Here is a 21678-nt window from a genome sequence, read left to right as displayed (position 1 = left end):
CAGCCAATTCCGACAGCCTAGGAGGTACTTATGGCCAGCAAAATTCAGCCGTCCGACAAAGTCAGGTACGTGCAGAGGCATGAAGTCGGATCGAATCTGCGCAAATACAAAGCGCTCTATCTGCTCTCGATTCCCGGCATTCTTTACTTTATCGTATTCAAGTATGTGCCGCTCATGGGGAGCGTCATGGCTTTTCAGAACTACAACTTGTTTAAAGGAATTACGGGCAGTCCCTGGGTCGGCCTGGACAATTTTATCCGGATGTTCGAGTACGACGAGTTTTTGGAAATTTTCACGAATACGCTCCTGATCGGGCTGTACGATATCGTGATCGCTTTTCCGGTGCCGATTATTTTGGCGCTGCTGCTGAACGAAGTACGCAAAATGGTGTACAAACGAATTCTTCAAACCGTCGTTTATATGCCGCACTTTCTGTCCTGGGTCATTATCGGGGGGATCGCGGTGGGCATCCTCTCTCCGACGACGGGGATCGTCAATACGATGCTCGGCTGGTTCGGCATGGAGCCGGTGTATTTTCTCGGGGAGAATTCCTATATCCGCAGTATTCTGATCGGTTCGGGCGTCTGGAAGGACGCGGGCTGGGGAACGATCATTTATTTGGCGGCGCTCGCCGGGGTTAACCCGGAACTTTACGAGGCGGCCAAAATCGACGGGGCCAGCCGCTGGAAGCAGACGACGGCCATTACGATTCCGACCATTATGCCGACGATCGCGATCATGTTCCTGCTTCATATCGGGCATTTTCTCGATTTCGGATTCGAGCGGGTCTATGTGTTCCTGAACTCGCTGAACTCGGAAAGCGGCGAAATTCTCGACACGTACATTTACCGCGTCGGGCTTCTCGGTAAACAGTACAGCTATACGACCGCCATCGGGCTGTTTAAATCGCTGATCGGCCTCGTGCTTATCATGATCGGAAACCGTCTCAGCAAAAAAGCGACAGGCGAATCTTTATACTAGGGGCAGGTGACGTTTTATGGTGAAAGAAAGCAAGGGAGAGCGCTCCTTCCAGGGATTCAACTACGTGCTGCTGACGGTGGTGGCGATCTGTATGATCCTGCCGATCGTCCACGTGCTGGCGAAGTCGTTCAGCAGTGAGCTGGCGCTTAACCAGGGCAGAGTGTCCGTTTTCCCGGTGGAGTTTACCCTCTCCAATTTCGCGTTCGTGCTAAGCGACAGCTCCGTGTGGCAGGGCTTTCTCGTTTCCGTGTTCGTGACGGTCGTCGGCACGCTCATTAACTTGATCGCAACGACAACGCTTGCGTATCCGCTGTCACGTCCGGAATATATCGGGCGCCGGTATTTGCTGCTTATGGTGCTCGTGACGTTTATTTTCAGCGCGCCGCTGATTCCGAACTATCTGCTGATCAAAAATCTGGGGCTGCTGGACACGGTCTGGTCGCTCATTATTCCCGGCATGATCAGCGCCTACAATTTGTTTATCATGCGTTCGTTCTTCTCAGGGCTGCCCGGCGAGCTTGTCGATTCCGGCAGGATTGACGGCTGCGGCGAAATGCGGCTGATCTGGAGCATCGTGCTGCCTCTGTCGAAGCCGGTTATGGCGACGATGGGCTTGTTCTACGCGGTGGCCCACTGGAATTCGTACTCCAATGCCTTGTATTATATCAATAACCGGAATCTGTTTCCGCTGCAGATCAGGCTTAGAGAAATCGTGATTACGGACAATTTCGGCGAGATGACGTCCACCTTCGAGAATACGCTGAATATTTCGCCCGAAGGCATCAAAATGGCCGTGATCGTTGTGGCGACCGTGCCGATCCTGCTGATCTATCCTTTTTTGCAGAAATACTTCATTAAAGGTATGCTTATCGGGTCGATTAAATCATAAAAGAACACAATGCCAAAATAAGAATCCCAATACCCGTAAAAATCTCCAGCCCTTATCATGAAAGTGTACCAGGGGTCTCATAACGAGGAAGAGAACGAAAGGAAGGGTTCTTGATGAAAAAAGGTTGGGGTGTACTTCTCGCGGCAGTTCTCACTACCGGAACGCTTGCGGGCTGCAATTCCAAGGAACCGGCAAAAGAAAGCGCGGCGGGCGCAGGTCCCGTAAAATTCTCCGTCTCCTTCTCTACGGGAGGCAACGCCTATCTGGAATCCGCATCCGATATTAACAAAGACAAATGGGTGCTGGAGCTGGAAAAACGCACAAACACAGACCTGGATTTGAAACCGCTTTCTCACAAAGAATTCGATCAGAAAATGAGCCTGATGTTCGCAGGCAACGACATCCCGGATGTCGTCAGCAATTTGCGCGGCGGCCCGACAACGTCCTCCATGTCCGGGTCGGTGGAAGCCGGCGTATTCATGCCGCTCGACGATCTGCTCAAGGAAAACGCGCCGAATCTGATGAAGCTCGTTCCGAAGGAAGCCTGGGAGGAAACGTCGTACGACGGCAAAATTTACGGCATACCCGGCTGGCTGACCAACCCGTCGAGACGAGCGACCTTCATCCGGACGGATCTGCTGGAGAAAGCGAATCTGAAGCAGCCTGTGACCGTCGAGGAATATCTGGACGTTCTGCGGGCGTTCAAGAAGATGGGCGTCGAAAACCCGTACCAGATCCGCGAGCAGTTCAAATATGCGGACACGTTCCTGGGCGCTTACGATGTCATGCCGTATCAGTTCGAGCTGATGAACGGCGAAGTCGTTCCGAAGTTTTTCGATGCGGAAAATATGATGAAAGCTCTCCAAACTTACAAAACGATGTATGAGGAAGGACTCATTCCGAAAGATTTTGCAACCGTTTCCCAAACCGACTACAACAAAAATATCGCGGCGGGCAAATCCGGCATCTGGTCGGCGAACGGAGAGGGTCTGCTGAGTTTCCGGGGAAAGATCAAAGACGCGGTGAAAGACGGCAAAGTCGATATCGTCGCATCTCCCAAAGGTCCCGAAGGAAAGGGCGGACACGGAGTGTACGGGTATATTTCCACGGCGAAGTATATCAACAGCAAAGTGGATAAGGAGAAAGCCAAGAAGATCATCCAATTCTTCGACTGGATGAGCACGGAAGAAGCCGAAGAGTTCTTCACCTTCGGGATCGAAGGCGACACGTATACGAAGGAGAACGGCAAAATCAACTACAAGCAGCCGAAGACGAAAGAAGAAATCGACGAGGCGAACTACCGCCAGACGACGCTCTGGATGGTTCACGACCTGACTTACAACAAGAAGCTCTCCGAATTGACGGAGGACGGCAAGGATATGGTAAAAGCGTTCGATAACGTGCTGTCCAAGGAAGGCGTAGGCGGCATTACGTTTACGACGAGTCTGGCCTCCTTTACGAAATACCCGGATCTGGCTTCCGGCGGGGATACGGGTCCCAAATTCATTCTGGACCAGATGATTCAGATGATTTACGGCAAACGTCCGATCTCCGACTGGCCTAAAGTGATTGAAGAGTACAAAGCCAAGGGAGGCAAAGAAATCATTAAGGAAGCTACGGAACGGTACAACAAAAAAGAAGGCGTGGTTGACCGCGCCCGTTAAACAAAGCTAAACTAAAGCTGAAATGAAAGCGTTTTAATTCCGGCTGCCCAAAAAGGTTCGCCTCCCTTGCAGACGTTATCGGGGAGGCCCCCTTTTTTTGCAAAAGCACATACTTCGGGACGGGGAGCTGTTACCATGCATTTGTTGATCGTCGACGATGAGCCGATTATTCGCAAAGGCCTCGTAAAAATGGCGGAGCTTTATCCGTTCGAATTCGCGGGCATTCATACGGCCGCGAGCGGCACCGCCGCACTCGAAATCATCCGGGAGCACGAAATCGACCTGGTGTTTACCGATATCCGGATGCCGAAGATGGACGGGCTGGAGCTGTGCCGGATTATTCACGAGCAGTACAGCCACATTCCGTGTATCGTGATCTCGGGTTTCGGCGATTTCTCTTACGCCCAGAAATGCTTGTTCTACGGGGTGAAGCATTATTTGCTGAAGCCGGTGACGGCGCCGGATCTTCATGAGGTTCTGGCCGATTTTATGAAAAACCGGGTCAAAGGGTTCGTGGCGTTGTCGGATTGCGTGGACGTGATCGAACAGATGGAACAACTGGTCTGGAATCTTGAAGAGGACAGGCTGCGAACGCTCATCGGGGAGTGGAAGCAGAACTGTATGTCCAGCGGAATGAACTTGCTCCAGCTCCGGCAGCTCATCAAAGAATGCATGGCGCTGCTTCTCAAGAGGCTTCAAGCCAGGGGCCTTCCGGTCAAGAACGAATGGGAAGACAAGCGGTGCGTATCCAAGGATCAGATCTTCGAGGAGATGCAGACCCGGCTGGGGGACATCATGGAGAAGCTGCTTCAACAGCGCAGCGGCACGTACAAGAACCTGCTCGACGAAGTGAAGACGTATATAGACACGCATCTGGCGGAGGAAATAACGCTCGACGAGGTGGCCGAGATGGCCGGCTTCACTCCGACCTATTTCAGCTCCATGTTCAAGAAAATGACCAATGAAACGTTTGTGAAATACCGGATCAAGAAGCGCATGGAGAAGGCGCAGCAGCTCCTGGCGATCCCGCATATCCGCATCGTCGATGTGGCCGCCAAAGTCGGGTACGAAGACTATCCGCATTTTACGAAGATGTTCAAGAAAACGACCGGCTATTCCCCTTCGGAATACCGGCAGCAATTGGGGATTAAATGATTAAATGGAACCTTTCCCGCAAAATTTTTCTCTACTTGCTCTCGATAATTTTGATCACCTTGACCTCTGTCGGGATCTTTACGTATAAAAAGGCGTCCGATGAGCTGGATAAACAAAACCGGCTTCATATGAACCAAATTTTAACCAATGCGCTCCATCATACGGATGTGTATGTGAAAAGCTACGACCGGCTGACGATTTCGCTGCTGACGAACCGGGACATTAAAAAATTCGTCGATCTTCCTCCGGTCCCCGAGCCCTACGACTATTACAAGTTCTGGAGCACGATCCGGGAAACGGCGCTGCAGCCGATCTTTATCCGTAACCCGGAGATTGTGTCCATGTACGCGATAAGCTTTGCGGGCAACGGCATCTACGGCTACAGCAACGATCAGGCGGAGGGAACTTACCCCCGGGAACAGATGCTGGGCCAACTGGAGCGGCTGAAGAACGTTACGGAACCGGACGGAACGCTGAGCATTACGACGGACAGCATTGTTCCGGCCATGAACGGGAACGTAATCCGGCTGTCCCGGCAGATCAAAGGGCTGCAGTCGGCGGAATACAAAGGAATTCTGGCCGTCGAGATCCGTTCGAACGATCTTTCCATGCTTTGGAAAGGGATCGATCTGGGCGAAGGCGGCTACTTCTTCATCGTCAACGACAAAGGCGAGATGATTTATCAGCCTTCGAAGGACGGAGTCGGCCCGCAGGCGCTGCCGGAGCTGCTGCCCCGGATTGTCCATTCCGGGGAGACAGCTTCCTTCGAGCACAAAGGGCCGGGCGGAGAGGAACGGCTTTACATGAGCCGCAAGTCATCTTACTCCGGCTGGAATCTCGTCGTTTCGATGCCGCTGAGCGAGCTGAAAAAGCCGGTGACGGCCATTCGCACGACGACGATTCTCATCGGCTTGTTTACACTGGCTATCGCGGTCGCGCTCGCGTACCGGTTCGGCCGCTCGATCACCCGGCCGATTCTTGTGCTTATTCAGGGCATGCGGCAGACGGAGCAGGGCAAATGGTCCACGGTGCCGCTGCCGAACAGGCGGGATGAGATCACGGAGCTTATGCAGCGCTATAACCTGATGGTAGGGCGCTTGTCGGAGCTAGTGGAGCAGGTCTATGAAGGTGAACTCAAGCAGCAGAAAACCCAGCTTGAACGCCAGCAGGCCGAATTTCAGGCGCTTCAGCTGCAGATCAATCCCCATTTCCTCTACAACACGCTGGAAACGATCGTGTGTTATGCCGTCGTGCAGGATTCCGAGGAAATTTCGGAAATCGTCAAATCCATGGCCTACATGCTGCGCTATTCCGTTCAGACGAATCTGGAGGAAATAACCGTGGCCAACGAGCTGAATCATGTGCTGAACTACATGATTATTTTGAAGCACCGGCACGACCGGGAATTCGAGCTGGATGTTGCGGTTCCGCCGCAGTTTCTGCTTAAGAAAATGGTGCGGCTTACCCTGCAGCCGCTGATCGAGAATGTGTTCCAGCATGCTTTTCCGGACGGTCTGGAGGATCATCACTGGATCCGGATTGATGCCGGGGAAGAAGGCGGGAGGTTTTGGATCTCGGTGGAGGACAACGGGACCGGGATGACCCGGGAGACGCTGGAGAACCTTCAGTCCAAGCTGAAAACACAGCAGTTGACGGATGCTTCCGCTGCGGCAGGACTGGAAGAAAGCGGACGGGGCGGGATCGGTGTGCTGAACGTGCACCGGCGGATACAGCTTGTATTCGGAGCGGAATTCGGCCTTCGTGTCGAAAGCGAACCGGGCATCGGGACGAAAATGACGATGATCATGCCGGTCTCAAAGCCCGCCAATGGAAGTCCCGACGAAGGCCGTGGCGAATTGCCGGAGCCCCGAAACGCCTGGCGCCCCGAACCAGGGGACAAAGAAGGAACCGGAAGAACGGAGTAAACGGCAGAATCGAAGCGTGTAGAACGAAAGATGCAGGCGGAACATGAAGAGCGACGGATGAAGAATGAAAAATGAAACATGAAGTACGAAACATGAAGTACGAAACATGAACATTGCGTGACACCACGTAAAACGAATAGGTGAGCGTCACACGGATAGTCAATTTAAAAAACAGGCGGGCGTCTCGTAATTCGGTTACGGCCCGGGGAACTTGTAAAGGAGGCAGGCCATGACCGCTAACAAACTCTGGTACACTAGTCCGGCCCAAGCGTGGACCGAAGCGCTGCCGGTCGGAAACGGCAGGCTGGGCGCCATGATTTACGGCCGCGTGGAGGAAGAAGTGATCTCTCTTAACGAGGAGAGCTTGTGGTACGGGGGTCCCAAAGACCGTACGAATCCGGAGGCCGCCGCCGCTCTGCCGGAAGTCAGAAGGCTGCTCATGGAGGGCCGCGTGACCGAGGCGCAGGAGCTTGCGCACATGGGGCTGACCCCGATTCCGAAATATGCCGGCCCGTACCAGCCGCTGGGGGACCTGCGTATCTGGTTCGCGGAGCATGAACCGGATGCGGGGACTTACCGCCGGGAGCTGGACCTGGCGACGGGCCTGTGCCGCGTCGAGTACGCGACGCAAGGCGCAAGCTGCACCCGGGAGCTGTTAGCAAGCGCCCCGGCGGGGGTATTGGCCTGCCGCCTCACAACCGCTCATCCGGAAGGACTGAACTTCCGGTTTCATCTGGGGCGGCGTCCCTTCGACGAAGGAGCGGCGCCCGCCGGCCCGGATGCGGTGCTGATGCAGGGCCGCTGCGGACCGGACGGCGTCCGGTATGCCGCGCTTGCGAGCGTGAGCGCCGAAGGCGGTACGGTCCGCACGATCGGCGACTTCGTCCATGTGGCGGGAGCCGCCGAGGCAACGATCTATGTCGCCGCGCAGACGAGCTTCCGCCACGGAGATCCCGCGGCCGTTTGCCGGCGGCAGGTCGAGGAGGCCCGGCGGAAGGGCTACGAAGCGGTCAAAGCGGAGCATCGGGCCGACTATATGCCCCTGTTTGCGCGGATGAGCCTGGAGCTTGGTACGCCGGACGCGGATATCCGGCTTCTTCCCACGGACGAGCGGCTTGATCGCGTCCGCGAAGGCGGGGAAGACCCGGAGCTTCTTGCGCTGTTTTTTCAATACGGACGCTATCTGCTCCTGGCCAGTTCACGGCCCGGTACGCTGCCGGCGAACCTTCAAGGAATCTGGAACAACGATTACCAGCCTCCGTGGGAGTGCAATTACACGCTGAACATCAATCTTCAGATGAACTATTGGCCTGCTGAAGTATGCAATCTGAGTGAATGTCATGAACCCTTGTTCGAATTTATCGACAGGCTCGTCGCAAGCGGCAGGGAGACCGCCCGGAAGCTTTACGGGTGCAGGGGGTTTGTGGTGCATCACAATTCGAATTTGTGGGCGGAAAGCGGCATCAACGGGATGCTTCCGAGGGCGGCTGTCTGGCCGATGGGCGGGGTGTGGCTCGCGCTTCATTTGTGGGAGCATTACCGGTTCGGCGGGGATAGCCACTTTCTTGCCCATAGGGCGTATCCCGTCATGAAGGAAGCCGCGCAGTTTCTGCTCGATTATATGACGGAGGACGGCAAGGGCGGACTGCTCACGGGCCCTTCCGTATCGCCGGAGAACAAATATGTGCTACCCGGCGGCAAAATCGGCTATCTGTGCATGGCCCCGGCCATGGACATCCAGCTCACGCGCACGCTTTTCGGGGCCGTCCGCGAAGCGGCGGATGTGCTGGCGCGTGAGCGGGGAGCGCGGGGCGCGGATCGGCCGGACCCGTGCAGCATGGACGGCGGCGCCGGTAGCCCGACCGTCTCCGCGGAGGCCGGGTTGGCCGGCACGGAGGCCCGCTCCGGCGGACATGCGGCCGCCTGCGGAGACGCCGCCCCGCCGGCCGAAGCCGAGTGGCTGGAGCGGCTGACGGCGGCGGAGTCCCGTCTGCCGCAGCCCGCGACGGGCAGCCGCGGGCAGTTGCTCGAATGGCTCGGCGACGAAGAGGAGTCGGACCCGGGCCACCGGCATATCTCGCACCTGTTCGGCTTGTTCCCGGGTGAGCTTATTTCCCCGGTCCGCACTCCGGCCTTGGCCGAAGCGGCCAGAGTAACGCTGGAGCGGCGGCTGGCGGGCGGCAGCGGCCATACGGGCTGGAGCCGCGTGTGGATCGCGCACTACTGGGCAAGGCTGAGGAATGGGGATGAAGCTCATCGCCACCTGACAGCCCTGTTTCGCCATGCGGCTGATCCGAACTTGTTTACGGAGCATCCTCCGTTTCAGATCGACGGGAACCTGGGAGGCACGTCCGCGGCAGCCGAAATGCTGCTCCAGTCCCAGGAAGGGATGCTGGATCTGCTGCCCGCTCTGCCATCGGCCTGGCCGTGCGGCCGCGTCAAAGGACTGCGCGCCCGAGGAGGGTATGAAGCGGACTTGGAATGGGAACGAGGCCTGTTGACCGCGGGACGTGTTGCCGCCTCGGTCGCCGGAATCTTGCGTATCGGGTACAAGCTGCCGTTTACAGCTTGCCTGGACGGCAAGAAAGCGGCGGGAGAAAGCCGGTTTTCCGAGTCTTGCGGACTTTATGTGACGGATATCGAACACGAAGCTCATGCGGTTGTGGAGATCCGGCTTTGAACGCTGCCGGGCAAACGGCCAAACATAGACTGAAAAGAGACTGTCCCTTATTCACTTTCGTGACTTTTGGGACAGCCTCTTTTTTATTTATTTTAAGGGTTTCCCGGTCGTCCGGATCGTGATCAACTCGGCGGTGGGAACATTCGGATTCTGATGGGATGAAACCCCGTCACGGGCCAGCATAGGGCCTTAGCGGTCTGCTTTTACCTCGGACTGCTTCCAGACCGTTAATTATCCGTTCCTTCCGGGCCCGAACGGAAAAAGAAATTTTTACAAGCCAAACCAACTTCCGCTCCCCCGTAAGCTTCCGGTTTTTCTCAAGCATGTCCCGGCAGCCCGGCTCAAAAATTTACAGGTGACCTCACATGTTTTTGGAACTTCGGCGAAAACTAACAAGGAAGGAAGGCCAGGATCTGAAACGATTAAAAAAGACCGATAAAAGTCAAGCGGGGTGAAAAGCCGGAATGGGAAAAGGGAAACGGAGTGTCTTTTTGCTCCTTGCCGTCTGGGGAGTTTTGTTCCGTCCCGAAGCGGCCTACATGCATGGGTTTTCGGCGGCCGGGGATGGCGGGAGCGTTGTACTTTCCGTACAGACGACGCCGGATGCGGCTTACCGGAGCGAAACAGGGGTTACGCTGAGCGTGGGTAAACTTTTCGGCCAAAGCGTACGCAGAAAGGCGGAATCCTTCCCGTATACGGATACGTTTATGAAGGTGAGGGAAACAGGCGGAGAACATATCTACCCGGTCAGCGCCATGGGAGAGCTCTACGATTCATCGGGGCACGAAGTGATCCGGCCGGGCGAGGCGCTTAGAGGGCAACTTGTGAAGCAAATCGCGGTTCTTCACCGCAAGCATTACGGAGAGCTCATTTCCTGGAACGACGCGCAGAAAGCCGTCCCCCGTCAGGCCAAATTCGAGGTGCTCGATCTGGAAACCGGACTTGCGTTCCGGGTTCAGCGCAGAGCGGGGCGGCAGCATGCGGACGTTCAGCCGCTTACGAAGAAGGATACGGCGGTCATGAAGTCGATCTACGGGGGCAAATGGAGCTGGAACCGCAGGGCCGTTCTCGTCCGTTACGACGGGCATAGTTATGCCGCTTCCATGAACGGAATGCCCCATGGGGGAGACGGCATCCCGGAGAACGGGTTCAGCGGGCATTCCTGCATCCATTTTGCGGGCAGCACGACCCATAAATCCCGGTCCAAAGACACCGCCCACCAGTTTATGGCTCACAGAGCCGCAGGTATGGCGGGCAGCTTCGCCGGGAAGGCTTCGCCTCAGGAGCTGGCCGATCTGGTTGTCACGGCTTTGGACCAGCACGATGACGCGATGCTGGAGCTTCTCGGCCGCCCGCATAACCGGGACCGGCTGGAAGAGCTGAAGAAAGACAGCCGGTCTTTCGTATCCGTACGCAGATTGACGGAATGGAAGCCGGATGAAGCGCGTAAAGCGGAACAGGAGTATGTTTTTGAACTTCCGGTTGAACTTGCTTTCGAAGAAGCGGGGAAACGTCCGCGCAAAGCGATTTGCCGTTTCGCTTTCACCCGGGCTTCTTTGTACGATCCATGGGAGCTGACACAGTTCGAATATCCGGAGCCCGACCGCCCGGGGAAGCGTACCGAAGGCGGAAGGAACAGCCGGTAAAAAAATGAATGCGGGCGCGGGGATCAACATGAACAAAGGACAAACGCTTTTGAAGATAAAGGGAGTCGCGCTGACCGCAGTATGCCTGCTGAATGTTCTGCTGCCGGGAAATGCCGCGGCAGAACGCATAACGTTACCGGCAGACGTGACGGAACCCGCGATCCCCATCGTTGCGGACCGGGGGCCTTTCTCGATCGAGGTCTACCCTTTGCGGCACAAGCTTGTCGTATTCAAAGACAAGAAACATTATAAAACCTACCCGGTCGCGGTCGGAAACTTGGCAACGCCTACGCCTGTCGGCGAGTATCAGGTAATTTATAAAGGCAAGAACTGGGGACCTTCTTTCGGACCGCGCTGGCTGGGTCTGAATGTTCCGTGGGGAGCGTACGGCATCCATGGAACGAACAAGCCGCATTCCATCGGCCAGCATTTGAGCCATGGCTGCATCCGTATGAGAAATCGCGACGTGGAGGAGCTTTACGACCTCATTCCTATCGGCACCAAGGTGACGATTGCGGGGCACGTTCTGGGCGATCCCGGCCGTGAACCGAGAAAGCTGGCCCAAGGAGATATCGGGGCGGATGTCCAGCTCATTCAGAACCGGCTGAAAAGCGCAGGCTATTACAGCGGAGTCTGCAATGGGAAGTTTCTGGCTTCGACGGCCGAAGCGCTGCGGAGGTTCCAACGGGACAACGGGCTGAGAGCGGATGGCGTCGTGTCCATAAGCGTTTATGAGAAGTTCGGCCTGATGGAATAAAAAAGAAACCTCCAAACCCGTCGGGATTGGAGGTTTTGTTTCTTTTCATGCGGACGGACATCCCGGATAGGGGGTTACCCGGCTTCCTGGCTGTCTCCTTCGTCCATAAAATGGCGGAGCTCCCGCAGCCGGATCGTAAACCGGAATTCCGTCCCCACACTCCGGCCGGGAACGGCCCAAATCCGGCCCTGCATGAGCGTAACGAGCTTGCGGCAGATGGCGAGTCCCAGGCCCGTCCCCTCATATTTACGGTTCGACGCCCCGTCCAGCTGGGTGAAAGGCTGAAACAGCCGGTCCAGCTTGCTGCAGTCGATACCGATACCGGTATCGGTGACGGCGAATTCGAGGAGGCAGCCTTCATCACCGCGTTCCGAGAGCCGGACTTCGAGAGAGATAAGGCCTTGATCCGTAAATTTAACGGCGTTGCCGATCAAGTTGACGAGAATCTGGCGGACACGGCCGTAATCGCCGACGAGAGTTTCCGGCACGGCGGGGTCTATGGACGTGTCCATGGCGAGCTCCTTGTTGCGGATAATAATCGCAAAGAAATCGAGGCACTCCCGGATAAGCTCGCGAAGCTGAAACGGCTCCTGGTGAAGCGAAATGCGTCCGGCTTCCATTTTGGACAGCTCCAGGATGTCGTTGATGACCCTCAGGAGCGCTTGCGAGCTTTTGGCCTGAAGCGCCAGCAATTCTTGATCGTCCGGGGACTCCGCAGACTCCGAGAGCAGCTGGTTGATCCCGATAATGCCGGTCAGCGGCGTCCGGATCTCGTGGCTCATCGTGTCGAGGAACTCGCTTTTCGTTTTGACAGCGCTTTCAGCCAAGTCTTTGGCTTTCCTCAGTTCTTGTTCGACTACGATCCTGTCGGTTATATCTTTGGATACGAAATAAACGAGCAGATGCCGGTTGTGTTCGAGCGGAAAAACCGAGGTTCGGTGATATTTTCGCGCTCCCTGCTTCGTGCGGATGGACACTTCGATTTTCGAAGGCTTTCCTCGGGCCGCTTCCGCGAGGGCAGTCATGACTTTCAATTTTTCTTCCCGGGAGTAAAGAAGATCGTGCAGGGAGAGGAGCATAAGCTCCGCTTGCGTGTAGCCCGTGTTGGCATACACGGACGGGTTCGCGCTGACGATCATTTTTTTGACGGGATCCATACAGATGACAAGATCGGGACTATGCTCGAACAGAGCGGTATATCTCTGCTCGTTGAACCGCGAAGCGGTAAGCACGTTCTGCCGGTCGCGGTACAGGACGAGCACAACCCAGAAAAGCACGCAGAAGGTCGTACAACCTACAAGAACCGTCAGCAGCGTATTGCCTATAATCGAGCTGCTTGTAAGAGAAAGCTCGCGGTCGGACGGCGTAAACGAAGTCCCCGCCATCGCCGTGTAATGCATGCCGGCAATGAGGCCCCCAACCAGCAGGCTGCCCCCGGTTTTCCAGGGCGAAAGCAGGTTGTAAGCAGGCAGCCCGCGTGCGTAGATCGCCAGTGCGAGCATAAGATACGAGGCGAGCAGGGCCAGCGCGATCGATACGATCAGACTGCCCGCCGTCTGGTGATACACGGCCGGTATTTTCATGGCAAGCATGCCGGAGAAGTGCATGGAAACGAAGGCGAGCCCGGCCAGCAGGCCGACGGCTGTGAAAAATCGTTTTCCGGGCTTCCGGTCCGGCGCTAGGATTAGCAGCGACAGAAAAAATGCGAGAATGGGCAGCATTAATGAGACGGCAAGCAAAGGCAGATGATAATGGACTTCGAAAGGGAGCTTCAAGGCCAGCATGCCCAAGAAGTGCATGGACCAGACGCCCAGTCCCGTTACGACAGCGGTCAGCAGCATTTTACGGAAAGAACGGTCGCCGCGCAGCAGGCGGTCTGCCATGTCCAGCGCGGTACAGGAGGTCGTCATGGACATCAGAATCGAGAGAATGATCGGCAGCGCATCATAATTCCCAGCTTCAAGTTGCATTATCATATCTCCTATAACTAATATTCCTGTACCTCCCATAGTAAAGGATGCAAGGGTGGGAAGTCCACCTGAAATCGCTTATTTTTCGACTAATTGTTACATAAAAAAGCATAAAATTAGAAATTTTATGAGAAAATAAACCGTTTTCATCAAGAAAATCTTAATTTAATCAAGAATCATCTTGATCTGCCAAAGCGGAAATTTATTTTGATCCCCGCCGAATTCCTTGGTAGACTGTAGGAAATCTTCACGATTTGAATCATCTGGAGGCAAAAACAATCATGTCCATCCGCGCCCGCCTGCTTGCTTCTTTCACTTTGCTGCTCGTCGCCACGGTGCTGCTTTTTACGGCGGCCGCTTTTATCGTAACGACAGCCGTAACGGGGGATGTGAGGGGCATTTCTTCTTTTTACAACGTCCATCTCCGGTTGAAGCCGCTTACGACCGAACAGGAGACGCTATTTCTCGATCTTAAGCATCTTGCCAAAACGAAGTCGGAGGAACTGCTTGTACCGGACATCTACAAAGAATACGATTTTCAGCTAAAAGTCGCCAAGGCCTCCCTCCTGATCCGCAAAGGGTCCGGCAGCGCGTTTATTTCACCGGCTCTGGCGGAAAACCAACCCGAAGCCGTCCTGCCTCCGTACGAAGCGGAAAACGTGCACATGAGAAGCACTTTGCAGACGGGGAAAAACTTTTTCGGCTACGCGAAATACGACTTCCGGTTTGCGGACGGCGAACAAGGAAGGCTGTTCGTGTTCCGGGAGGTCAGCCCGTTCGCCGTTCTGATGAGCAAGCTGCTGCCTTTGTTCGTGTCGGTTTTGTTTCTGCTGCTCGTCGGCTCGAACATCTACATCTATCTGTTCCTCACCAGGCGGATGATCCGGCCGCTCAATCTGCTGCGCGCTTCGGCGGCACGTATCCAGCGGGGAGACTTGCGGTTCCGGATCGAGCCGGGCGAAGACGAGATCGGGCAGGTTTCCGCGGCTTTCGAGGAGATGAGGGGGAAGCTTCAGGAATCCGAGGAGCTGCAGAAGCAGTACGAAAGCAACCGCAAGGAGCTTATCGCCAACATCTCGCACGATTTGAAAACGCCCTTGTCCGCCATTCGCGGCTATGTGGAAGGAATCCGGGACGGGGTGGCGGATACGCCCGATAAGCTCGAAAGTTATGTGGATATCATTTACAGCAAAGCGGAGGAAATGGATCATCTCATTGAGGAGCTGTTCCTTTATTCCCGGCTGGATCTCAATAAAGTTCCGTTTGCCCTGCAGGAAGTGGACCTGACGCGTTTTGTCGCGGACGTGGTGTATGAACTGCGTTTCGAGCTGGAAAAAGAAGGCGTCGGACTGGAAACCGGCGGACACTCTGCGGGTCCTTTGCACGTCCGGATAGACCCTATGCACATGAAAAGGGTCGTGAACAACGTAGTCGGAAACAGCCTCAAGTTTATGGAGGGGCCGCATAAAACGATTGCTTTCGATCTCCGGCGGGACGGGGCAGCCGCAGTGCTTGAAATAACCGACAACGGTCCCGGGATCGATCCCGCGGCGCTGACTCATGTATTTGACCGGTTTTACCGGGCCGAGACGTCCCGCAACCGGGAGTCGGGTGGTCAGGGACTGGGGCTCGCCATCGCCAAACAGATTGTCGACAACCACGGGGGAAGCATCTGCGCGGAGAATGCCTCGGAAAGCGCGTCTACGCGACATCCGCAGACAGGCACGCGGATTGTAATCCGGCTCCCGCTGCTGAAAGGAAATCATACCGATGAAAAAAATTCTGATCATTGAAGACGAGGCGACGATCGCCCAATTGCATAGGGATTACTTGAACTTGCACGGGTTTCAGGTCGAGATTTCGACCAGGGGGGACGACGGGTTGAACAAGGCGCTCACGGAAGGCTTCGATCTGATCGTCCTGGATCTGATGCTTCCCGGGAAAGACGGTTTCGAGGTATGCCGTCAAATCCGCATGGCCATGGAAGTTCCCATTCTCATCGTATCCGCCCGTAAAGACGAGTTCGATAAAATCCGCGGGCTCGGCATGGGCGCCGACGATTACATGACCAAGCCGTTCAGTCCGGGCGAGCTGGTTGCGCGCGTGAAGGCGCACTTAACGCGTTATGAAAGGCTGGTCGGGCTGAAGGAAACGGCGCCGGGAGAAATCCGCATTCGTGATCTGGCCATTGAACCGGAATCGCGCCGGGTCTATATCCGGGGTAAAGAAGTGCCGCTTCCCGCGAGGGAGTTCGATCTCCTGTTATTTCTCGCCCGGCACCCCAACCGGGTTTTCCGCAAGGAGGAAATTTTCGAAAAAATATGGGGAATGGATTCGATGGGAGACATTGCGACGGTAACCGTTCATGTGCGGCGTATCCGCGAGAAAATCGAGGCCGATCCTTCCGCGCCGGAATATATCGAGACGATTTGGGGAGTCGGCTACCGGTTTTCGGGCTGACGGGAGGAGCTGTTTAGAAAAAGTTTCGAATTTGTTTCCGGGCCGTTTAGTTTCGTTCTGTAGGATGAAATCAAGAACTTATCACTCACCCTACAGGAGGAACTTTTATGAAAAAAACATTGCTTCAACTGCTGACGGTTTCGGCTGTAGCCGCTTCGGTCATGCTTCCCTTAAATGCCGCTCCCGCTGCCGCTCAATCCGCCAAGACTCCGGCCGTATCCGCGAACGGGGACCTCTCGCCGGCAGGGGGGCATCACTCGGACCACGGGAGATTGATGCTGACCCAGCAGGAGCTTGTCAGCCGGATCGCCCAGCTTACAGAGAAGAAACCTCTGGTCATTCAGCAGTGGCTGAAAAACTACGAGCCGGGTGCCCGTGTCACTAAAGGGGAGGCGGCCCGTCTCGGATTTAAGGCGATTGCCCATATTCCGTCGGAGCATGCGGCCGTGACGGATATCAAGGTGCTTTCTGTCGCAACGCTTGAAATCACGTTCGATTCCCCTTTGACCGCGGCCGACGTGAATCTGGACAAAGCGAAAGCGAATTTTCAATTCGACAACGGGATGACGATCCGCAACGTTCCGCAGCTTAAGAACGGAGCCCGCTCCACGTATGTGGTGCCCGTAACCGTTCAGCAGCCGGGCAAAACATACAGCCTGACGTACAAAGGTAAAGCCGCGGGCAAGTTTACGGGCTCTGCCCACACGGTAAAACTGGCGGTAGCCCGGCAGGTGACGGCAGATACGTTCGAGCTGGAATCGTTCCGTAAAGACGGAGTCGTCGATTACGGATATGTGGTCGAATCGTACTTCGGTACTCGCGGGGGACTGGAAATGTACCTGAACGACCGCAACGCAAGCGGCGGAAAATCGTACGACATCATTTCCTCGCTCCGTGATATGTCCGTCACCCTTACGCCGGAGGGCGGGCAGCCGATCCGGGCCGCTTATGTTCCGTATACGCAGGCTACCGACGACAGACAGGCGCCGAAATTCCGCCTTCCTGCCGGACAGACGCTGACTCCCGGCGTAACATACAAGGTCACGGCAGATTGGGCGACCGTGACGGAAGCGTCTTTCACCGCCCGTTCCGCCGCGCCGCTTGTGATCGCGTCCGCAAAAGCCGTCAGCCCGGCCTCCGTCGACATTACGCTTGCGGCCGACCCGCGTGACGAGCTGTTCTCCGGCCGCAGCGTAGAGCTGACGGACGGAGACGGCAAGAAGCTGACGGCCGTCTACAAGGTGACGAGCCGCAAAGGAGCGGTCGGCACGTTCGAGCTGGCGGCAGGCACGCAGCTGAGTCCCGGCAAGTCTTACACCGTCACGGCGTCCGGCTCGTGGGCAACCCAGCAGGGCAAGATCAGCTTGAATACCGATGCTTTGAAAAACAGCTAAACGTAAGCTTCGAAAAGACCTCCACGGAGGTCTTTTGCCTATAGAGTTTAAGGAGGCGGCTGCCGATGTTCATGCGGATCAATAGCTTCATCCCGGCTCTGATCGTCCCGGTCCTGATCTCCGCGGCGCTGACCGGATGCGGGATGGCCGTCAGCCCGGACCCGGGAACGGCGCAAACGCCGGTTTATCAAGGATCGCAAGTACCAGAAACGGAGGGGATTGGAAAGATGGAAATGCCCAGTGAAAAAAACACGCAGCTGCTGGAGGCGGCTGCGAAAGGTGACGCGGAGAAGGTTCGGACGCTGATCGGGGAAGGAGCCGAGGTGGACGCGCGGGATAGCCAGGGGAATACGGCTGTAATGGCGGCCGCGATCAACCGGCGGCACGAAGCCGTCCGGGTGCTGCTGAAAGCCGGGGCGGATGTGAATATCCGCAACGACCGCTCCGACAATCTGTTCCTGTACGCCGGCGCCGAAGGGGATATGGAGCTGCTGCGGCTGGCCATATCCGCCGGTGCCGATCCCGCTCTTATCAACCGGTACGGGGGGACGGCGCTCATTCCCGCTTCGGAACGGGGTCATGTGGACATTGTGCGGGAGCTGCTCACCCGGACCCGGGTGGACGTGAATCATGTGAACCGCCTGGGCTGGACGGCGCTTCTGGAAGCCGTCATCCTCGGTGACGGAGGAGAAGCTCACCAGACGATAATCCGTCTGCTGCTGGAACATGGGGCGGACGTCAACCTGCCGGACGGAGACGGTGTCACGGTCTACAGGCATGCCGTCTCCCGCAATTTCACGGCAATCGCCGCGATGCTGGAAGCGGCCGGAGGCCGGTGAAAGGCAGGCTGCCCCAATTTGTCATCTTCCCCCGTTGGTGGTATCGTAGAATGATAACCGACTAACATGATAGGGATAGAGCATCTCAAACGGGGGACAGAACCATGGCAAACATTGCAACGAATTTGACGCAGTTGATCGGAAACACACCGCTGCTGGAACTGGTGAATTTCGGTAAAAAACAACAAATTGAGGCGCGGCTGCTGGCTAAGCTGGAGTATTTTAATCCGGCGGGCAGCGTAAAGGACCGCATCGGATACGCGATGATCAAAGACGCGGAAGAGAAGGGGCTGCTCCGGCCGGGTTCCGTCATTATCGAGCCGACGAGCGGCAATACGGGCGTCGGCCTTGCTTTCGCGGCCGCGGCCCTCGGCTACAAGCTTATCATCACGCTGCCGGAGAGCTTCAGCATCGAGCGCAGGAAGCTGCTTGCGGCGCTTGGCGCGGAGCTTGTTCTGACACCGGCGGAAGAGGGGATGTCGGGCGCGATCCGCAAGGCGGAGGAGCTTGGGGCCGAACTGCCGGGCGCTTTCGTGCCGCAGCAGTTCGAGAATCCGGCGAATCCGGACGTACACCGCCGGACGACAGCCGAAGAAATCTGGCGGGATACGGATGGAACCGTCGATATATTTGTTGCCGGAGTCGGCACGGGCGGGACGGTTTCAGGGGTTGGACAAGCGCTGAAAGCGAAAAATCCCGCGGTGAACATCGTCGCCGTGGAGCCGGCTGATTCGCCTGTCCTGTCCGGGGGAAAAAGAGGCATGCACAAAATCCAGGGAATCGGAGCAGGCTTCGTGCCGGGTAATTTCGACTCCTCCGTGGTCGACGAGATTCTGACCGTGAAAAACGAGGAAGCTCTTACGACGGCCCGTCTGCTGGCGAGAAACGAAGGTTTGCTCGTCGGAATTTCTTCCGGAGCGGCCGTTCATGCGGCTTCCGTGCTGGCGGAGCGCCCGGAGAACAAAGGCAAGACGATCGTAGTCCTGCTGCCCGATACCGGGGAACGCTACTTGTCCACCGACTTGTTCCAGGAAGAGTAGGACGGGGTTCCTCTCTCAACCCGCATAAAACACTTTAAGGCAGCCACCTGAATCGTGGCTGCCTTATTTGGCGTCTTAAGCGTTCCGCCGCTCGTCTTACAAGCCGTGCTCCGCCGCATGGCGGCCCCAATGGGGCCTTCTGCCGTCGACATCGCTGAAACCGTACTCGTCGGACAATCCCCAGCTCGTCAGCACCTTGCCCGACTTCGCGAATTTGTCCGGATCGGCCGCAAGCGCGGCGATTCCCCGTCCGATATAGAACGGCGTTTCGGACTCGCTGTAATGAGGCTCCTGCGCTATGGCGTCTCTCCAGTTTTCTTCCTTGACGCCGAAATGATCAAGCATCGCTTCCGAGCGGAGAAAACCCGGGGTGACGGCTGCCGCCGTTACTCCGTGCGGCTTTAGATCAGCGGCCATCGCCTCCGCCAGATGAATGGCGGAAATTTTGGCCAGACTGTAATACAGGTTTCCCCGGTAGCGGTAATCGAAACCGTCCGTAATTTCGAGAATCATGCCCTGCTTGCGGGAAACCAGCAAGGGGGCCCCGTAATAGCTGGTGAGCATATGGGAACGAACCGCACGCTTCTGAATAAGAAGTCCGTCCTGCAGAGAATGCTCCCAGAACGTTTTTCCCCACTCGGTCAAAGGATCTCCGCCCCACACATCGTTCACCAGGAGGTCAAGCCTGCCGTTCTGCTCCAGTTTTACCCGCTCGAAGAGCGCTTTGACATCTTCTTCTACCGTGTGGTCCACGCGGACGGCGATTCCCCGGCCTCCTTTAGCGGTTACAAGCTCGGCCGTCTCCTCGATCGTTTCGCTGCGCCCCATGTTCGAGAGGTTTCCACGGACACTGCGCCCGGTGCAGTACACGGTCGCTCCCGCCTCCCCGAGCATGGCTGCAATGCCTCTTCCGACGCCGCGCGTCGCTCCTGCCACTACGGCGATCGTTCCTTCCAGTGATTTCGATTTCATTGCGATCTCTCCTTTTTGGTCTCAACTAATAGCGGATTGCTGTGTCTGTGCAGGCAGCGGATCGATTAGCCGCCCGCAACCTGTACCCAGTATAAGAGGGGATATATGACAACCCCTGTCATAATTGCTATAGTAAATTGAACGAAAAGCCCCGCGCCGTTCAGAACTGCCGATGGAGAATAACTTTCCATAAAAACAGCCGACCAACCTCAACCAATCAGAATCAGCATTTAACCATGAAAAATTCCGAGGAAAGAGAATGGCCGGGGGTGCCGAAAAAGGGTAGAAAAGAGGAATAACGATGAGAGCCGACCGATTGCTGTCTCTTTTATTATTGCTGCAAAACCAGGGGAAAATGTCGTCCCGCGAACTCGCCGAAAAGCTTGAGGTGTCGGAACGGACCATCTTCCGGGACATGGAGGCGTTGAGCGCTGCGGGCATTCCGGTTTATGCGGAGCGGGGATCGGGCGGCGGATGGTCCCTGACGGAAGGCTACCGCACCCGGCTGACCGGCATGAAAGCGGAAGAAATCGCGACGCTTCTGATCGCGAACGATTCCGCCCTGCTGTCGGATCTCGGCATGAGCAGCGAATACGACAGCGCTTTCCAGAAGCTGCTGGCCGCTTCGCCTGCATCCATGCGGAAGGAAACGGAGCGCGTCCGGCAGCGCATCCACATCGACGGGGCAGGCTGGCACCGCTCGGCGGAGCAGCTTCCCCATCTTCCGCTCGTACAGGAAGCGGTGTGGGAGGAGAGGAAGATGCGCATCCGCTACCGGCGCGACGACCGGATCGCGGAGCGGATCATCCATCCGCTCGGCCTTGTCGCCAAAGGCAGCATCTGGTATGCGGTTGCCGAAGCAGAGGGAGAGATGAGAACCTACAGAATTTCCCGGCTGCTTGAAGCGGAGCTCTCGGAGGAACATTTTACAAGGCCGGCGACATTCGATCTTGCCGGGTACTGGGAACAGTCACTGAAAGAGTTTACGGCAAAGCTTCCGCGCTATCCCGCAAAAATTAAGATCAGGGAGCCTGAGTTTCACCGCTTTTCCAGAGAACGGTTTGCAAAAGTACGGAATCCAAGCGAAGCCGACAACGGCTGGGTGGAAACGGACACCGAATTCAATACGTTGGAATCGGCTATAGGCATCCTGCTCGGTTACGGCAGCAGCGTTTATGTTCTCGCGCCGGAAGAGCTTCGTTCGGGATTAATCGCGGTAACGAAAGGGATATTGGAGCTTTACGACAATAAAGGGAATAAAGAGCTGTGAAGAGGATTTAAGAGGTGGTAAAATATAACAAGTGGG

At 56.3% G+C, this 21678-nt stretch carries 16 protein-coding genes; 14 read left to right on the top strand and 2 right to left on the bottom strand.

Annotated elements, in window-relative coordinates; genetic code table 11:
• Positions 1–30 precede the first annotated feature (30 nt).
• The 8 genes from PCH01S_RS08160 to PCH01S_RS08125 all read left to right on the top strand — a co-directional run bounded on the left by PCH01S_RS08160 (position 31) and on the right by PCH01S_RS08125 (position 11697).
• Positions 31–981: an ABC transporter permease gene (locus PCH01S_RS08160; protein WP_042228293.1), complete on the top strand. Its 951-nt coding sequence runs from the start codon at positions 31–33 to the stop codon at positions 979–981.
• A gap of 16 nt (positions 982–997) precedes the next feature.
• Positions 998–1870, top strand: coding sequence for a carbohydrate ABC transporter permease (locus tag PCH01S_RS08155; RefSeq protein ID WP_042228291.1), 873 nt, complete (start codon positions 998–1000; stop codon positions 1868–1870).
• Between the two features lie 113 nt (positions 1871–1983).
• Positions 1984–3534 (top strand): extracellular solute-binding protein, encoded by a 1551-nt coding sequence (locus PCH01S_RS08150; RefSeq protein ID WP_042228290.1) that lies wholly within the window; start codon positions 1984–1986, stop codon positions 3532–3534.
• A gap of 135 nt (positions 3535–3669) precedes the next feature.
• On the top strand, positions 3670–4689 hold the full coding sequence (locus PCH01S_RS08145; RefSeq protein ID WP_042228287.1) for a response regulator transcription factor: 1020 nt from the start codon (positions 3670–3672) through the stop codon (positions 4687–4689).
• Positions 4686–6614, top strand: coding sequence for a cache domain-containing sensor histidine kinase (locus PCH01S_RS08140; protein ID WP_042228285.1), 1929 nt, complete (start codon positions 4686–4688; stop codon positions 6612–6614). The genes PCH01S_RS08145 and PCH01S_RS08140 overlap by 4 nt, the downstream gene beginning before the upstream one ends.
• Before the next feature lie 229 nt (positions 6615–6843).
• Positions 6844–9294: a glycoside hydrolase family 95 protein gene (locus tag PCH01S_RS08135; RefSeq protein ID WP_042228284.1), complete on the top strand. Its 2451-nt coding sequence runs from the start codon at positions 6844–6846 to the stop codon at positions 9292–9294.
• 464 nt (positions 9295–9758) lie between these two features.
• Positions 9759–10940: a hypothetical protein gene (locus tag PCH01S_RS08130; RefSeq protein ID WP_129112476.1), complete on the top strand. Its 1182-nt coding sequence runs from the start codon at positions 9759–9761 to the stop codon at positions 10938–10940.
• Between the two features lie 28 nt (positions 10941–10968).
• The gene (locus PCH01S_RS08125; protein WP_372011057.1) at positions 10969–11697 is read left to right on the top strand and encodes a L,D-transpeptidase family protein; all 729 of its coding nucleotides are present in this window, start codon (positions 10969–10971) and stop codon (positions 11695–11697) included.
• Positions 11698–11771: 74 nt separating this feature from the next.
• Here PCH01S_RS08125 and PCH01S_RS08120 read toward each other — a convergent pair whose 3' ends face one another.
• A complete protein-coding gene (locus tag PCH01S_RS08120) occupies positions 11772–13667 on the bottom strand; it encodes an MHYT domain-containing protein (protein WP_042228280.1) in 1896 nt (631 codons plus the stop codon).
• A 281-nt stretch (positions 13668–13948) separates the two neighbouring features.
• Here PCH01S_RS08120 and PCH01S_RS08115 point away from each other — a divergent pair, with 281 nt between their 5' ends.
• The 5 genes from PCH01S_RS08115 (at position 13949) to cysK (ending at position 19400) form a co-directional block, all read left to right on the top strand.
• On the top strand, positions 13949–15460 hold the full coding sequence (locus tag PCH01S_RS08115; protein ID WP_042228278.1) for a sensor histidine kinase: 1512 nt from the start codon (positions 13949–13951) through the stop codon (positions 15458–15460).
• Complete coding sequence (locus PCH01S_RS08110) at positions 15438–16127, top strand: response regulator transcription factor (RefSeq protein ID WP_042228277.1); 690 nt, start codon at positions 15438–15440, stop codon at positions 16125–16127. Before PCH01S_RS08115 ends, PCH01S_RS08110 begins: the two co-directional genes overlap by 23 nt.
• A 107-nt stretch (positions 16128–16234) precedes the next feature.
• Positions 16235–17521: a hypothetical protein gene (locus PCH01S_RS08105; protein WP_042228275.1), complete on the top strand. Its 1287-nt coding sequence runs from the start codon at positions 16235–16237 to the stop codon at positions 17519–17521.
• Between the two features lie 65 nt (positions 17522–17586).
• The gene (locus PCH01S_RS08100; RefSeq protein WP_084706556.1) at positions 17587–18360 is read left to right on the top strand and encodes an ankyrin repeat domain-containing protein; all 774 of its coding nucleotides are present in this window, start codon (positions 17587–17589) and stop codon (positions 18358–18360) included.
• Between the two features lie 104 nt (positions 18361–18464).
• Positions 18465–19400 (top strand): cysteine synthase A, encoded by a 936-nt coding sequence (gene cysK, locus PCH01S_RS08095; RefSeq protein ID WP_042228273.1) that lies wholly within the window; start codon positions 18465–18467, stop codon positions 19398–19400.
• Positions 19401–19496: 96 nt separating this feature from the next.
• On the opposite strand, the gene PCH01S_RS08090 is transcribed toward cysK, so the two are convergent.
• Positions 19497–20372, bottom strand: a complete 876-nt coding sequence (locus tag PCH01S_RS08090; protein ID WP_042228272.1) for an SDR family oxidoreductase — start codon at positions 20370–20372, stop codon at positions 19497–19499.
• 301 nt (positions 20373–20673) lie between these two features.
• On the opposite strand from PCH01S_RS08090, the gene PCH01S_RS08085 reads away from it, so the two are divergent.
• Entirely contained in the window at positions 20674–21642 is a 969-nt protein-coding gene (locus PCH01S_RS08085) for a helix-turn-helix transcriptional regulator (protein ID WP_042228271.1), read from the top strand.
• The last annotated feature ends 36 nt before the right edge of the window (positions 21643–21678 follow it).

The organism is Paenibacillus chitinolyticus NBRC 15660, assembly GCF_000739915.1.
GTDB lineage: Bacteria > Bacillota > Bacilli > Paenibacillales > NBRC-103111 > Paenibacillus_F > Paenibacillus_F chitinolyticus.
Note: the sequence above shows the minus strand (reverse complement) of the source record. Positions and strands in the feature narration are given on the sequence as shown.